12 protein-coding genes are annotated in these 15,267 nt (G+C 72.1%); 2 read left to right on the top strand and 10 right to left on the bottom strand.

Annotated features, from left to right (window positions below; all coding sequences use genetic code 11):
* Positions 1-118 precede the first annotated feature (118 nt).
* The 10 genes from ACFO3J_RS19420 to ACFO3J_RS19375 form a co-directional block, all read right to left on the bottom strand.
* Entirely contained in the window at positions 119-3,220 is a 3,102-nt protein-coding gene (locus tag ACFO3J_RS19420) for a BTAD domain-containing putative transcriptional regulator (protein WP_386430718.1), read from the bottom strand.
* Between the two features lie 103 nt (positions 3,221-3,323).
* On the bottom strand, positions 3,324-3,818 hold the full coding sequence (locus ACFO3J_RS19415; RefSeq protein WP_386430717.1) for a TadE/TadG family type IV pilus assembly protein: 495 nt from the start codon (positions 3,816-3,818) through the stop codon (positions 3,324-3,326).
* Entirely contained in the window at positions 3,818-4,282 is a 465-nt protein-coding gene (locus ACFO3J_RS19410) for a TadE/TadG family type IV pilus assembly protein (RefSeq protein ID WP_386430716.1), read from the bottom strand. Before ACFO3J_RS19410 ends, ACFO3J_RS19415 begins: the two co-directional genes overlap by 1 nt.
* Before the next feature lie 4 nt (positions 4,283-4,286).
* The gene (locus ACFO3J_RS19405) at positions 4,287-4,670 is read right to left on the bottom strand and encodes a TadE family protein (protein WP_386430715.1); all 384 of its coding nucleotides are present in this window, start codon (positions 4,668-4,670) and stop codon (positions 4,287-4,289) included.
* Between the two features lie 184 nt (positions 4,671-4,854).
* Entirely contained in the window at positions 4,855-5,064 is a 210-nt protein-coding gene (locus ACFO3J_RS19400; RefSeq protein WP_386431037.1) for a Flp family type IVb pilin, read from the bottom strand.
* A gap of 91 nt (positions 5,065-5,155) precedes the next feature.
* On the bottom strand, positions 5,156-6,067 hold the full coding sequence (locus ACFO3J_RS19395) for a type II secretion system F family protein (protein ID WP_386430714.1): 912 nt from the start codon (positions 6,065-6,067) through the stop codon (positions 5,156-5,158).
* Positions 6,064-7,047, bottom strand: a complete 984-nt coding sequence (locus ACFO3J_RS19390; RefSeq protein WP_386430713.1) for a type II secretion system F family protein — start codon at positions 7,045-7,047, stop codon at positions 6,064-6,066. Before ACFO3J_RS19390 ends, ACFO3J_RS19395 begins: the two co-directional genes overlap by 4 nt.
* Positions 7,047-8,354: a CpaF family protein gene (locus ACFO3J_RS19385; RefSeq protein WP_386430712.1), complete on the bottom strand. Its 1,308-nt coding sequence runs from the start codon at positions 8,352-8,354 to the stop codon at positions 7,047-7,049. Before ACFO3J_RS19385 ends, ACFO3J_RS19390 begins: the two co-directional genes overlap by 1 nt.
* A complete protein-coding gene (locus tag ACFO3J_RS19380; RefSeq protein ID WP_386430711.1) occupies positions 8,351-9,154 on the bottom strand; it encodes a hypothetical protein in 804 nt (267 codons plus the stop codon). The genes ACFO3J_RS19385 and ACFO3J_RS19380 overlap by 4 nt, the downstream gene beginning before the upstream one ends.
* A gap of 20 nt (positions 9,155-9,174) precedes the next feature.
* A complete protein-coding gene (locus tag ACFO3J_RS19375; protein ID WP_386430710.1) occupies positions 9,175-9,909 on the bottom strand; it encodes a hypothetical protein in 735 nt (244 codons plus the stop codon).
* Between the two features lie 421 nt (positions 9,910-10,330).
* Between ACFO3J_RS19375 and ACFO3J_RS19370 the strand changes: the two genes are divergently transcribed.
* Both ACFO3J_RS19370 and ACFO3J_RS19365 read left to right on the top strand, forming a co-directional pair.
* Positions 10,331-14,869, top strand: coding sequence for an FtsK/SpoIIIE domain-containing protein (locus tag ACFO3J_RS19370; RefSeq protein WP_386430709.1), 4,539 nt, complete (start codon positions 10,331-10,333; stop codon positions 14,867-14,869).
* A gap of 98 nt (positions 14,870-14,967) precedes the next feature.
* Positions 14,968-15,264 (top strand): hypothetical protein, encoded by a 297-nt coding sequence (locus tag ACFO3J_RS19365; RefSeq protein WP_386430708.1) that lies wholly within the window; start codon positions 14,968-14,970, stop codon positions 15,262-15,264.
* Positions 15,265-15,267 lie beyond the last annotated feature (3 nt).

Below are 15,267 nucleotides of genomic sequence, written 5' to 3'. Positions count from 1 at the left end.
CGTTGTCAGCAGCCACGACCGGACAACGGTGCTGATCACCCCGGAGGTTACGGCTCCATCGGCATATGCCAACCGAACGGGTGGCGCCCCCGGAGTCCAAGACCGGAACGGAAGACGGTCAGTTCGCGATCTGGCCGCGCCAGTGGGGGAGAAGCTCGTCCAGCAGCGCTTCGACGCGGGGCGGGAGGCCTCGGCCCGGGCCGCCGAGCGTGTCACCGCGGGCTGTCAGTGAGCGGGCGGCGGATTCGAGCCGGGCCGGGTCGCCGGTGGCGTGCGTGGCGCGGAGCAGGGCGAGCCAGAGGCGTTCGTCGTCGGGGGACACGGTCAGGCCGGTCTCGACCGCGGCCACCGCGGCCTTCGGCTTCGCGGCGTCGAGGTGCAGGGCGGACAGGGCGAGGGCGATCTCCGCGACCAGGATGGGGTGTTGGGCATCGACGATCTCATGGCCCAGCCAGCCGTAACGCCCCGGTGAGCCGCCGGGTGAACCACCGGCTGGGCGGCCGGAAGAACGATCGGCCAGCAGCGGCCCGCGGGCCAGCGAGAGAGCGTCGGTGAGCAGCCGGCGGCGGATAGCGGGATCGGCGGCGGACCGGCCCTCGGTCGCCTCGTGGTGCAGGGTCTGGAGCACGTCCCAGTCGGATACGACGGAGGTGGCGAGCACGATCCGGCCGGTGTCGTCGAAGCTGAGCCGGGCCGACCCGTCGGGGTCGGTGCCGAGCCACGCGCGGAGGCGTTCGATCAGGGCGTCGCGGACGTCCTCGGTGACGCCGCGCGGCCACAGCGCGGAGGCCAGTACGCGGGGGTGGACACCTTCGCGGTGGAGCAGGAGCAGGGCGAGCGCCTCGTGCAGGAGTTCGCTGCGGTCGGCGACGGGCGCGTCGATGCCGATGACCTCGAACGGACCGAGCAGGCGGGCGTACACACCGGGTCGGCCCTGGTCGGAGAGGTCGACCAGGAACGGCGGCGCGTCCGGCCCGGGGTCGCCGCCGTCCCCACCGTCCCCGCCGTCCCCACCGGCTTCGGCGAACAGCCGCAGCACGGCCTGGTATTGGGCGGCGGGCAGCAGTTGGGCCCGCAGGTCCAGGCCGAGCAGCGGGGCGAGCAGCCGCCCGGCGGGGGTGACTTCGAGTTCCCAGGCGGAGCCGGGCAGCTCGGGGCGGCTGGAGGCCACCAGGTAGCCGATGCCCAATCGACCGGCGTCCGCGGCGAGTTCGGCGAGGCGCTCGGCCTCGGCGTCGGTGGGCTCGGCGGCGAGCAGGACGAGGTGCGGGGCCCACTGGGTGTGCTGGGCGCGGCCGGTGCGGCCGGTGAGCACGCTGTCCTGTCCGGCGGTACGCAGCGCCCCGGCGCGCTGGGCCGTCTCCGCGGTCATCGTCTCGATCACCTCGGGCACGTCGGCGAGGTGCCGCACCCGGGTGGGGGCCAGGGCGGTGAGGTCCTCGGCGAAACCGACGAGGGTGACGGTCATCCGGTCCGACCAGCCGTTGGTGGCCAACTCCGCGGCGACGGAGGCGAGTACGGCGTCACGGTCGGCCCGGGCGCCGGCCAGCGAGACGATGCCGGGCACGGCTTCCAGATTGAGCAGCAGGCGGGCGCCGTCGAGCGTACCGAGGGTGACCAGGCCGGGGTACGGCGCCGCAGCGGCGACATCGGCGTCCTCAGCCAGGTCAGGGCGGTCCAGACGCCAGAAGGTCTGGTCCTGGCCGAGCTGCCAGGGCGTCGGCGGTTGGCCCTCGGGCCAGGCGAGTTGGAGGTGGATCGCCTCGCCGGTGAGCCAGGCGGCGTACACGGTGGGGAGCTTGCGGCCTTCGCTGTCGAGCCTGGCGGACAGCGCGCGCAGCGCCCGGTCGAGGAAGGCGACGGTGTCGGGTTCGGCGCCGATCCGCAGCGCGTCGGCGATGTCGGCCTGCGGGCCGCTCGGAGTACGGGGGGTGCGCGGTCCGCCTCCGCTGACCGACTGCCACAGCGCGGTACGGCGCCGGCGGCCGAGCGCGGCCAGCAGTCCGGCGGCCAGCAGCGGGGAGCCGATCAGCGCTTCGGAGAGACCGGCGGCGAGGGAGGGGGAGGTCGCAGCGGTGAGGGCGGCGGCGACCGGGGACCGGGGGTGCTCGGCGCGGGTGGGTTCGGTGCCTTCGGTACGTACGGTGTTCGCGGTGGTTCCGCTGCCTCCGCTGCTCGTGTCAGCACTGCCCGCGGTGCCTTCCGCGCTCCCCTCGCGTGTGCCGGTCGCCGTGTCCCCGCCGCCGGAGCCGCCTGCCGGGGTGCCGTTCTGTTCGGCGGCCGGACTTGGCGCGGCGGCGTGCGCGCCCTCCGCGGCGGTGTCCTTGGCGCCGCCGTGCTGGGCGTACCGCTCCACGTCGGGCGCGGTGTGCGGGGCGGCGACCGGCATCTGGACGAGGTCGCCGCCGTGCGCGTCGGCGGGCATCTCCATCACCCAGCCGGGCCGGATCAGGCTGGCCTGTGACAGCCGTGAACCGTCGGGCTGCACCCGGTCCTTGTTGAGCTCGTAGATCTCCTTGTAGCGGCGGCCGTCGCCGAGGTGGCGCTGGGCGATCTCCCACAGCGAGTCGTGGTGGCGGCCCTCGGGCGGGCTGATGCGGTAGAACTTGGTGGCCTCCCGGGCGGACTGCGCCGCGCCGCGGTCGGTCACGCCGAGCTGGGCCGTCTGCTGGTGCGGTACGGCCGCGCCGGCCCGCAGGAGTTGCTGGCCGGGGGTCTGCTGGGCGGTGACGGCCACCCCGGGGCGGGCCTGGCTCTCCACCGGGTGGTGCTGGCCGATCTGGGCCAGGCCGGGGACCAGCCCCGCGGTGCCCACGCCGATCAGCAGCAGCGCGGCGATCAGTTGCCGGGCCAGCAGCTGGCTGGGCCCGGAGGCGGGCACCCGGTGCGGCATCCCCACGCCGGAGACGGCGGCCTTGGCCTCCACGAGCACGCATGCCGCGAACTGCGCCCACGCCAGCCACACCACGACGGCCAGCGTGTTGACGAATGTCTCCGCGGTGATCGGCTGGCGCACCAGATCGGAGTCGAAGTGATGCGGCAGCGGCGAACCGAGGAAGTAGAGCAGCGCTCCGGGTACCCCGACCACCAGCACCGCCAGCGCCACGAACGCGGCCAGCGCCCGTACGAGGTCGCCGGCGGTACGTCGCCTGCGCGGTGGGCGGGCCGGCGCTCCACCCTGCGGCGCGCGGTTACGTCCCGTGGCGGCGGTGCGGGCCATGGCTGCTTCCTCTTCTGCCTGCTGTGCGGGCGTGGTGCGGATCTGCGCGGGGTCGACGGACGACGGGTCGGCGGGCGACGGGGTGGCTGCGTCGTGGCGGCGGTCAGTTCGCCGGGCCGGTCACGGACTCGGCTGCGGCCTTGCCGTGGACGACGATCGGCTTGTCGTAGAAGAAACCGGTCAGGATCGGCCGGTAGGTGAGCTGTATGGACACCTCGACACGGTCGGGCTCGGCCAGGGTGCAGCCGGAGTTGCCGGCGTCCTCGTTGTCGAGGCCCGACTTCCTGGCGAAGTCCTCCACGTCCGCGGTGCAGTTGTCGGTGTTGATCACCGGTTGCGTACCGGCGGGGGCATCGCGCAGCGCCTCGACGTTGATGTCCTGGGCCGCGTAACGGGCTGCCTGCTCGGCGATGTCGGCGGCGCGTTCGCGTTTGGAGATCGACAGTCCGCCGTCGACGACGAAGGCCGCGAGCGACATGAAGAGCAGCGCGAAGATGAGGACGGCGGCGGCGCCGGAGCCCCGGTCGCCCTGGCCAGAAGGCCCTGGACGGCCGGTGGGGCGCCGGCGGAACCATCTGACGAGCCCGGACTTCCTCATCAGCCGGCCACCGCCCTGCGGTAGGGGTCGAGCGGCGAGGCGGCCGTCGAGGTGAGGGTCTTGTCGATGGCGAGCCCGAGCGAGCCGAGCCCGCGGATGGTGCAGCTCACCCGGACCTGGAAGAGCGAGCCGGGCGCGAATCCTCCGTCGCCCACCTGCCGGAGCCGCAGGGTGCCGCCGACGCAGGTGTCCGCGAGGTCGTTCCTGGCGGCGTTCTCGGCTTCGTTCATCGCACCGGCCTGGCTGCGCTGGAGGGATCCGGCCCGTGCGGCGTCCCGCGCCGCGCCGTCCAGTGCCCCCCGCCCGTCGACGAGTTGGCCGAAGGCGACCAGTACCAGGATGAAGAGGATCATGACCGGTGCCAGGATCACCACCTCGATGGTGGACAGGCCGCGCTCGCCGTCGGCTCGCTGTGCGCGGCGGGCGGTGGCGCCTTCGAGGGGGCGGAGGGATGTGCCGGGCATCGGATCAGTCCCCCGCGTTGTCCGGGACGAAGCGCTCCACCGGGCCCTGCGAGAGTTCGCGGACGTGGAAGTGCAGGCCGGGGAAGATCGCCGGTACGGAGCCGGTCACCCGGATGCCGACGGTGACGGCGTCGGGGCGGACCGGCTCGATCGCCCCGTCGGTCAGCAGTTCGGGGCCGAGCTGGCGGATGTAGGTCCGGGCGGTGTCGGTGGCCGCGTCCGACCATCCCGTCGGGTCGGCGTCGGCGTCGGCGCGGGCTTCGCGCGCCCCGGCCTGGGCGGCGGCCTGCGCGACATGATCGGCGAAGAAGTACAGTCCGAACTGCACGGTCGCGAAGATCATGAAGAACAGCACCGGGGTGAGGAACACGAACTCGATCGCGGTCATGCCGTGATCGCCACCGGTGCGCGCGCTCACGCTGCCGGCGGCTGCATTACCCGTGACTCCGTCCCCAGTCGCGGCCGTACGGCGCCCCACGCCGCTGTCGCCGCGCACGGCGTCCAGCCGGCGGCGAACGGCCCGGTGCGGCACGTCGGTTGTCCGCTTCATCCCTCGGTCCCCCGGCCGCCGGTCAGCAACTGCCGGAGTCGCCGTTGGCGCCGTCGATGCAGTTCTTCACCGAGTCCGCCTTGCCGCTGAGCGCGCCCTTGATGGTGAAGCCGATGGCGACGACGATCCCGACCACTATGGCGGAGATGACCACCCACTCGACGGCCGAGGCGCCCCGGGACAGCTCCTCGCGGCGGACCCGGTCGAGGCGTCCCCGGAAGTAGGTGATCATGAAATCAAGTGCGGGATGGGAGACGGGCAGACGGTTCACGTGCGGTTCCTCTCGACTCGATGGCGCTCGGGTTTCGGTGACAGCGGGGGGATCAGACCTGGAACACGCGCATCGCGGCGGGGAATATCAGGAACACCAGGAAGCCCGCGCACAGCATGAGTTGCGCCACGAGCATCGACTGCGACTTCTCACCGGCCTCGCCCTCGATCTCGGCGAGTTCCCGGTGCCGCATGGTCTCGGCGCGGGCGCCGAGCGAATCGCGGATCTTGGCGCCGTCGTCGGCGACCAGACCGAGGGTGATCGACAGGTCCTGCAGCTCCTCGATGCCCAGTTCCTCGCCGAGCCGTCCCAGGGCAACCCATTGGCTGGTGCCGGTGATGCGGGCGTCGGTGAGGCAGTTCCTGATCCGCATCAGTGCCCAGCCGTCGCTGATCTCGGCGGCGGTCATCAGCGCCTCCGGCAGGCCGCGGCCGCCGGCCAGATTCATGGAGACCAGGTCCAGATAGGCGCCGATCACCCGGCGCAGGTCCTTGCGTTTCCTCGCGGCGTCCCGCCGGACCTCCATGTCCGGCAGCAGGAAGAACACTCCGCCGAAGATCAGCGCCATCCAGACCGGGATGATCGGGCTGAGGCCGAAGCCGAGTTCCCACAGGCCCGCGAAGACGAACGGCCCGAAGACCACGCCGACCGCCGCCAGCATGATCTTGGTGGCGAGGAAACCCTCCCAGCTCCGGTCCAGCACCGCCAGGTCGGCGCGCAGCGAGCGCAGCTCCCAGCCCTGCTGGCGGTAGAGGGCGGCGATCCGCTCCCCCAGCCGGCCTTGGAGGCTGCGGTCGGTCTCCGTTCCGCCCGCGGGGCCGCCCGGGCCGGCGGCTCGCAGCGCGTCGATCTGCGCGACGGTGGACACGGCACTTCGCCGCCCGGGCATCAGTGCCCTGATCAGGGCGAAGACGCCGAGGCCCACGAGGCCGCCGACCAGGCAGGTGAAGAGGATGCTGTTCATCGGGCACCCGCCCCCTGACCGGGCAGGGGCGCCTGGCCCGGCAGTGGCTGGCCGGGCAGGGGGTGGCCCGGCCCGAAGGGCTCCGGCGGGTCGGCGCGCTGCCCGAGCCGCTCCGGGGCGTGCACGAGGAACCGGTCCGGCGTCTCGATCTTCGCCAGGTTCCTCAGCCACCAGAACCCGGCGGCGAACAGCCCGCACACCACGGCGAGCACGAGCTGTCCGACCGCGGTCCCGTACGGCTCGACGAAGCCGCGGTTGAAGATCGCCAGGCCCAGGACGAAGCCCACCGAGACGACCACCACGATCTGCACGCTGCGCCGGGTGCTGGCCCGCTGGGCCAGCACCCGCTGGCGCATGTCGACCTCCTCGCGGGCGGACTTGGCCAGCGCGCCGAGCACGTCGCGCAGGCCGGGGCCGCGCAGCCGGGCGTTGAGGATGAGGGCGGCGATGATGACGTCGGCGGACGCGTCGTTGATCTCGTCGGCCAGGTGCTGGAGCGCCTCGGGCAGCGGGGTACGGGACCGCAACCGGTCCACCAGCGAGGCGAGATGGGGGCGCAGCGCGGGGGCGGCGGCCCGGGCGGAGGCCGGAATGGCCTGCTCCAGGCCGACGGCGCCGGCGATGGTGTCGCGCAGCGATTCGGTCCAGCCGGCCAGCGCCTCGATGTGCTTCATCGCGGCGCGTTCCTCCGCGGCGCCGCCGAACAGCTTGTTCCAGGAGAAGACGAGCACGGCGGTGGCGGCGCCGAGCACGATCCAGCGGGTGAGGCCGAGCACGACCAGTCCGGCCACGGCGGCCAGCGAGCCGCGCTGCGACAGGAAGCGCGCCAGCTCCGCCGCCCGGTCGGTATGCCCCTGGCCGGGCTTGGCGGGTTTGGGCGCCCAGCCGTACATCGCGACGACGAACAGGGCGATGCCGCCGCCGGCGATGGCCCCGGCGAGCAGGCCGTAGAGCACTTCGACGGAGAGGATCCCGGTCATTACCGCCACACCCCCGTGGGCTGGTAGCCGTGGGCGAGGAGTTCGTCGAGGCAGGAGATGGGTGCGTGCGGCAGCGCCACACCCTCGCGTGCCTCGGCGAAGACCTCGCTGGACAGAACGCGGCCGTCCACCCCGTTGACCTCGCGGATGGAGGTGACGACGCGGCGCAGCGTGCCGCCGCGCGCGAAGTCGTTGCGGCGCTTGAGGAAGACGACGAAATCGATGGCGCCGGCCACCAGCATCTGGGAGGCCTCGACCGGCAGCCGCTCCCGCGCCTGGAGGGCGTAGGTGGAGATGCGGTTGAAGACCTCGGAGGAGCTGTTGGCGTGGATGGTGGACAGCGAGCCGTCGTTGCCCTGCGACATCGCGTTGAGCATGGTGACGATCTCGTCGCCGAGGACCTCGCCGACGATGACCCGGGAGGGGTTCATCCGCAGGGAGCGGCGTACGAGATCAGCCATCGAGATGGCGCCCTGGCCCTCGGAGTTGGGCAGCCGTTCCTCGAACGCCACCACATTGGGGTGGAGTTCGGGGAACTGGTCCAGGCCGAGTTCCAGCGCGCGTTCGACGGTGATCAGACGCTCGTGCGGCGGGATGACGTTGGCCAGGGCTCGCAGCAGGGTGGTCTTTCCGGCGTTGGTGGCGCCGGCGATCATCATGTTCTTCCGTGCGAGGACGGCCGCCGACAGGAAGGAGGCCAGTTCCGGGGTGACCGTGTAGTTGCCGACCAGGTCGGCGAGGAAGACCTTGCCGAGACGGGCTCGGCGGATGGACAGCGCGGGACGGCGGGTGACGTCCATCACGGCGGACAGCCGGGAGCCGTCGGGCAGCCGCAGGTCGAGCTGCGGGTTGGCGGAGTCGAAGGGGCGCGACGACAGACCGGAGTAGGCGCCGAGCACCTGGATGAGCTCGATGAGTTCCTCGTCGGTCTCGGCGACGGGGTCGGCCGGGATCTCGCGGCCGTCGGAGTAGCCGACGAAGACCTGGTCGCAGCCGTTGATGTCGATGTTCTCGACCTCGGGATCGTCCAGCAGCGGCTGGAGCCGTCCGACGCCGAACAGCGCGGCGTGCACCGCGGCGGCGTACGCCTCCTCGGCCTGGGCGTCCGGCGGGGTGCGGCCGACGGTGATCTCGGAGCGGGCGTACTCCTCCAGGATCTGGGCGATGATCGCCCGGGCGAACTGGCGCTCGTCCTCCGCGGACATGGGCGCGGTGTTCGACACCTGGTCGAGCCTGCGCTGCTCCGAGATGCGGTCGCCGGCCTCCTGCCGGAAGCGTTTGACGAGCTGGTGGTCCACCTCGCTCATCGGAAGACTCCGTACCGCTGCGGCACGTCGGCGGTGATCCGGCGGGCGGAGCGGATCAGCAGCGACTTGTCGAGCCGGCCGCGGCGCCGGCCGCTGAGCATCTCGGCGCCCGCCGGGTCGTGTGCGAGGGTGCCCACAACGCGGGCGGAGATCTGCGAGCCCACCAGCATGTCGTTGACCTGCCCGGCGATCCGCACGCTGTGGCCCGGGTCGGTGACCAGCAGGATGCCGATCGGCGGGTGGCCGAGCGCCGCTGCGGCGCCGCGCTGCGAGCCGTGCAGCTTGGCGGACAGGGCGCCCGCCCGGTCCCGCACCCGGGCCAGATGCTCCGGTTCGGTGCGGGCGACCAGCAGCACCAGGGCGGAGTGCGCGAACAGCTCCAGGGTCGGCGAGTCCGTGCCGATCCGGCCGCAGTCGGCGATGACGTCGGCCGCGCCGCCCGGCGATTCATCTAGGGTGGCGAACGCCTGTCCGAGCATCGGCCACAACCCGGCGAGGCCGGCGGCCTGTTCGGCGCTGCCGAGGCCGACGAGCACATCGAGTCCGCCGGTGAGCGGCTGGGCGTGGTCCCACAACTGCTCGGCGGCCAGACCGCGTCGGGCGGTCGCCGCCAGCGACAGCATTCCGGTGTTGGGGTCGAGTGCCCCGCCGTGCGCGGCGCGCGACCGGTAGACGAGGTCGCCGCCGGCCGGGTCGGTCTCGGCCAGCAGCACGCGGCGCGGCCACACGGCGGCGAGCGCGACGGCGGCCGTGGTGACGCCCGGTGAGCCCTTGTCGGCGGCGACAGCGATCAGTGCCATGACGTCTTCGCCCGCTCGCTTCAGTTCTTGCCGGTGACGAGGACCAGGGCGACCGCGTTGGCCGAGGCGGCGACGGTCAGCCGACCGGCGTCCGCGGAGTCGGCCTGGACGGTGACGGAGGTGTTGCCGGAGGAGAAGTCACCCGACGACGCGAACACCTTCTTCACGATCAGGTTGCCGCTGATGAGGTTGCTGTCGCCGCCGGCGGAGCCGCTGTCGGGAGTCGTCCTGGCCGTATTGGTGCTCACGTTGTACGCGGCCACGGTCTCGCCGGCCCGCAGGCCGTTGGGAAACTGGCCGTCCTTCAAGGACAGACCGACCAGTGACTTTCCACGGGTGAGAACCTGGTCCTTCGAGGTGATCATGGTGTCGGTCAACACCGAGAACGCCACGATATTCGTGCTGGTCCGGTAGTTCTTGAGCAGGGTTTTACGCTGCTCCCACCGCACGAATTTCACTCCGGAGTCGTCCGAGAGCATCACTTCGCGAATGGCGGTCGCGGGGATCGGATCGCCGGCGGCGACCGCCGCGGTGACCTCCACGACCGAGATCTTGTTCCCCGCGCGCAGCACCAGCACGGTGGCGCCGAGGGCCCCCACGAGGATGAGCAGGACGGCGAGCGCGGCGAGTGCCGGCTTGCGTTCCCGCGGTGCGACCGGCAGCCGCTCACCGCCGGGCGGCGCCCCGAACGCCGTCGCGGGAACGGGCTGACGGCCGCTGCCGCCGCCCGATGCGGATCGTTCCCTGGTCTTCACGTCACTGCCCCCGTTGAGCCGGCGTGTGTCGATATCGGTTGCGTGGGGAGAGAGACTGCCGCGCTCCGGTCCGGCGGCAGCCCGCAGGCCGATGTCAAGCCACCGCACGTTATCAGCGCCTCACAAACACCCTCAAGGCGCGTCCACGGCAACAGACTTACGGCCTTACGACCGAACGGAACCGTCGGCGTGACACACCCTCAAACGGGCAGCACGGCACAACGCCCGCTCAATCCCCCTTCTTTGGTCCGGCTCGGAGACCACTCTGCCACTGCGGGCCCGTCCGGTGTCACTCCGGATTCCCGCCTGTGGATAAACCAGCGCGAGTTATCCACAGGCCGGTGCATCGGCCATGCCGGGAGTCCGCGGAAGCGGTTATCGTCCTTGACAACCAACTCGAATCCGGGGGAACGAGGAAGCCGTGCGCCTGTCGTTGACCGTGGTCGACCCGCTCCGCGGGGACCGCGCCGATGTAGTGGTCGACGCCGATCCCGCGTCCACCGTCGCGGACGTCGCGCGAGAATTGGGCCGGACGGTCGGCGGTGGCGGCGCGGACATCATCCCGATCGCGGGCGGCGGCTCCCGATCGCCCGGCGCTCCCCCGGTGTACGTCGACGGTTACGCGGTTGATCCCGGCTGGTCGGTGGCCAGGTCACCGCTGCGCGAGGGCGCGGTGGTGAGTCTGTACGACCCGGCCGGCTGCCTCCCGGGCGAACCGGCCGGTGTGGTGGAACTGCGGGTGGCCGGCGGTCCCGACGCCGGCGCGGTGCACCGCCTGGGCATCGGCCGGGTGGAGATCGGGCGCGGCCCGGCGGCGCGGGTACGGATCGAGGATTCCGAACTGGCCGACCGGGCGGCGGTGCTGACGGTCGGTATGGGCGGCAGCTGCCAGGTCTCGGTCGGCGGTGAGACGAGGGACTGGCCGCTGGGCGGTCAGCTCACCTTCGGCAACACCCTGCTGGAGCTGGGCCCCTACACCCCGCCGAACGCTGCGCTGCGTCCTGGGGACGACGGGGCGACATACGAGTACAACCGCCCGCCGCGGCTGTCTCCGCCGGAGCGGATCACGCTCTTCCGGCTGCCGTCGCCGCCGAGGGAGCCCGGCGCGCGGCCGCTTCCGTGGCTGATGGCGCTCATGCCGCTGGTCATGGCGGTGAGCATGGCCTTCATGATGCACCGGATGACGTATCTGATCATGGCGGTGGTCAGCCCCGTCGTCATGGTCGGCAACTACTTCACGGACAAGAAGCACGGCCGCAAGTCCTACGCCAGGACCGTCGGCGAATACCGCGAGCGCAAGGCCGGCATCGAGCGGGACGCCCGCGAGGCGCTCGACATCGAGCGCCGGGACCGCGCGGCGGCCTCCCCCGACCCGGCCACCGTCCTCAACACCGCGACCGGACCGCGCACCAGGCTGTGGGAGCGGCGACGCGGCGACGCGGACCATCTGCTGCTCCGGGTCGGCACCGCGAAGGTGCCGTCCGAGGTGGTGCTGGACGACCCGGAGCAGGAGGAGCACCGCCGCAAGGTCGCCTGGGAGATCGACGACGCGCCGGTCGCCCTGGAGCTGCGCCGGCTCGGCGTCGTCGGGTTCGCGGCGCCGGGCGAGGGTGCCCGGGCGATGGGCCGTTGGGCGGTGGCGCAGGCGGCAGCGCTGAGCAGTCCGATGGATGTGCGGTTCTATGTGCTCACCGATCAGTCGGGCCGGGAGAGCTGGGAGTGGGTGCGGTGGCTGCCGCACGCCCGGCCGGCCGACGGCCAGGACGCGTCGGCGCTGATGGGCACCGACGCGGAGACGGCCGCGGCGCGCATCGCGGAACTCGGCTCGATCCTTACCGAGCGGCAGAAGGCCAAGCAGCAGGCGGGCAGTGGCGCCCATCACGCGGCGTTCTTCAAGGACCCGGACATCGTGGTGGTGCTGGACGGCTCCCGGCGGCTGCGGGCCATGCCCGGCGTGGTCCACCTGCTGCGCGAAGGCCCGGGGGTGGGGATGTTCCTGATCTGCCTGGACTCCGAGGAGCGGTTTCTGCCCGGCGAGTGCCAGGCCGTGGTGATCGCCGAGTTCGAGACCCCGGCTGCCTCCGCGCGGGTCGCCTCGGTGCCGGAGGCGACGGTGGGGGCCGGTTTCCCGCAGGGCGGCTTCCCGTCGCACAACGCCTGGTACGCCGACGCCCGGCAGACCCGGGCGATGGAGACGGAGCCCGCGTTCGGCTCCTTCCGGTTGCGGGTGGAGCAGACCGGCGCGACCCGTATCCGTGGGGTGCGGCCCGATCTGGTGTCACCCGCCTGGTGTGCCCGGCTGGCCCGCTGCCTGTCGCCGATCCGCGACATCAGCGGTGAGGCCGAGGACTCGGCGATCCCCGGCGCGAGCCGGCTGCTCGACGTCCTGGAGCTGGAGCCGCCCACCGCGGACGCCATCGCCGCCCGCTGGCGGCTGAGCCCCGTCTCGACGCAGGCGGTGGTGGGCGAGTCCTACGACGGCCCGTTCGCCATCGACATCCGCAAGGACGGTCCGCACGGCCTCATCGCCGGCACCACCGGCTCGGGCAAGTCGGAGCTGCTGCAGACCATCGTGGCCTCGCTGGCGGTGGCCAATACCCCGGAGGCGATGACATTCGTCCTGGTCGACTACAAGGGCGGTTCCGCCTTCAAGGACTGCGTCCGGCTGCCGCACACCGTCGGCATGGTCACCGACCTGGACGCCCATCTGGTCGAGCGGGCGCTGGAGTCGCTGGGCGCCGAGCTGAAGCGGCGCGAACACATCCTGGCCGGGGTCGGCGCCAAGGACATCGAGGACTACACGGATCTGCTCAAGCGGCAGCCCCGTCTCACCGCGATGCCGCGGCTGCTGATCGTGATCGACGAGTTCGCCTCGATGGTCCGGGACCTGCCCGACTTCGTGACCGGCCTGGTGAACATCGCCCAGCGCGGCCGCTCGCTGGGCATTCACCTGATACTGGCCACCCAGCGGCCGAGCGGCGTCGTCTCCCCGGAGATCCGTGCCAACACCAATCTGCGGATAGCGCTGCGGGTCACCGACGGCAGCGAGTCCTCGGACGTCATCGACGCCCCGGACGCGGGCGGTATCTCCAAGTCCACGCCAGGCCGCGCCTATGTACGGCTGGGTGCGAACTCGCTGGTGCCCTTCCAGTCCGGCCGGGTCGGCGGCCGGCGTCCCGGCGCGGTGGAGAACGTACCGGTGGCGCCCTGGGTGGATGTCGTGGACTGGTCGCGCCTCGGCCGCAGCGCGCCGCGGCGCCCGGCGGGAGCCAAGAGCGACGATGACGAGATCACCGACCTCAAGGTGCTGGTGGAGGCCATCCGCGCGGCCAACGAACGGCTGGCGATCCCGGCGCAGCACAGTCCGTGGCTGCCCGCCCTGCCCGACGCGCTGCGGCTCGACGAGCTGCCCGCGCCGTCTGCGGGTGGTGCGCTGCCGCCGGCCCCCTTCGGTGTGGAGGATCTGCCCGCGCTCCAGGCCCGCCGGTCGGTGGCCGTCGACTTCCACGGCTTCGGGCATCTGCTGGCGGCGGGGGCGCCCCGCTCGGGCCGCTCCCAGTTGCTGCGCACCATCGCCGGTTCGCTGGCCCGCACCCTGTCCACGGCGGATCTGCACCTGTACGGCATCGACTGCGGCAATGGCGCACTGAACGCGCTGACCAGGCTGCCGCACTGCGGGGCGGTGGTGGGCCGTTCACAGTCCGAGCGGGCGGTCCGGCTGATCGGCAGGCTCAAGGCGGAGCTGACTCGACGTCAGGATCTGCTGGCGGCCGACGGTTTCGCGGACATCGGCGAGCAGCGGGCGGCGGTGGGGACCGACGAGGAGCGGCTGCCGCACATCGTGATCCTGCTGGACCGGTGGGAGGGCTGGACGACCTCGCTCGGCGAGCTGGACCACGGGGCGCTCAGCGACGAGCTGTTCACCTTTCTGCGGGAGGGCGCCTCGGTCGGCATCCATCTGATCATCACCGGGGACCGCACGCTGATGGCCGGGCGGATCGCCACCCTCACCGAGGACAAGATCGCCTTCCGGCTGGCGGACCGCTCCGATTTCGCGCTGCTCTCGGTGAACCCGCGCAAGGTGCCGGACGACATCCAGCCGGGTCGCGCGTACCGGTCGGAGTCCGGGATCGAGTTGCAGGTCGCGCTGCTGGACGGGGAGGTCACCGGTCAGGGCCAGGCGGCGGCGCTGACCGCGATCGGTGCAGCGGCCGCCGAGCGGGACGCCGGGCTGCCCCGCTCGCGGCGCCCGTTCCGCGTCGATGTGCTCCCCTCCCGGCTGTCCTTCGCCGACGCCTGGGACATGCGCGACACCGACGCGGCCCGCAGCCCCCTGTGGTCGCTGGTCGGGGTGGGCGGGGACGAACTCACCGGGCACGGACCGGACCTTTCCGACGGGCTGCCCGCGTTCGTCATCGGCGGCCCCGGCAAGTCGGGAAGGTCCACCCTGCTGCTCACCCTCGCGCGGGGCTATCAGCGGCAGGGCGTCAAGCTGGTGGTGGCCGCGCCGCGCCCGTCGCCGGTGCGTGAACTGGCCGGCGGCCCGGGGGTGGTGCGGGTCTTCACGGGCAGCGACATACCCGCCGGTGAGCTGGCCGAGGCGCTGGAGGAGGCCGGGGAAGCACCGGTGGTGGTGCTGGTCGACGACGCGGAGCTGCTGCGGGACTGCGATGCCAGGGACCTGCTCAAGGAGATCGTCACGCGCGGCGCCGACCGGGGCAGGGCGGTGGTGCTGGCCGGCGGCGAGGAGGACATCTGCTCCGGTTTCTCCGGCTGGCAGGTGGACGCCAAGAAGGCCCGGCGCGGTGTGCTGCTCTCCCCGCAGCAGACGATGAGCGGCGAGCTGATCGGCACCCGGCTCAGCCGCAGCACGGTCGGGGGTCAAGTGACGCCCGGCCGGGCCCTGCTGCACCTCGGGGACGGTGAACCGAGGACGGTGACAGTGCCGTTGACGGTCTGACGGTCCGGCCGGACGCGTACTCCCAATAGAGTAGGGGCCACCATTTCCACGCGGGGCCGGTGAATTCCTGTGGAATGCCGGGAAAGGATTGATTCTTTATGGGGGATCTGCAGATCAATGGCACCGTGATGGGGGATTTGAGAAAGACGTTCGCCACCATCGCGGACCGTATGGACGGCGTCAGCCGGTCCATGGGCAATACCGATGGCGAGGCGGTCGGGGCGCCCGAGCTCATCAACGACGTCCATGACTTCGCCGACGACTGGCACTACGGCATCCGGCAGATAGGCCAGCACGCCGACACCGCGGTCCAGATGATCGACCGGATCGGCAAGACCTTCGACGAGGCCGATCTGCGACTGGCCAACTCCCTGAAGACCGACGGGAAGAAGTGACGG

This window comes from Streptomyces polygonati, assembly GCF_042650325.1.
GTDB lineage: Bacteria > Actinomycetota > Actinomycetes > Streptomycetales > Streptomycetaceae > Actinacidiphila > Actinacidiphila polygonati.
The sequence above is the reverse complement of the archived record's forward strand: the minus strand, read 5'-3'. Positions and strand labels throughout refer to the sequence as shown.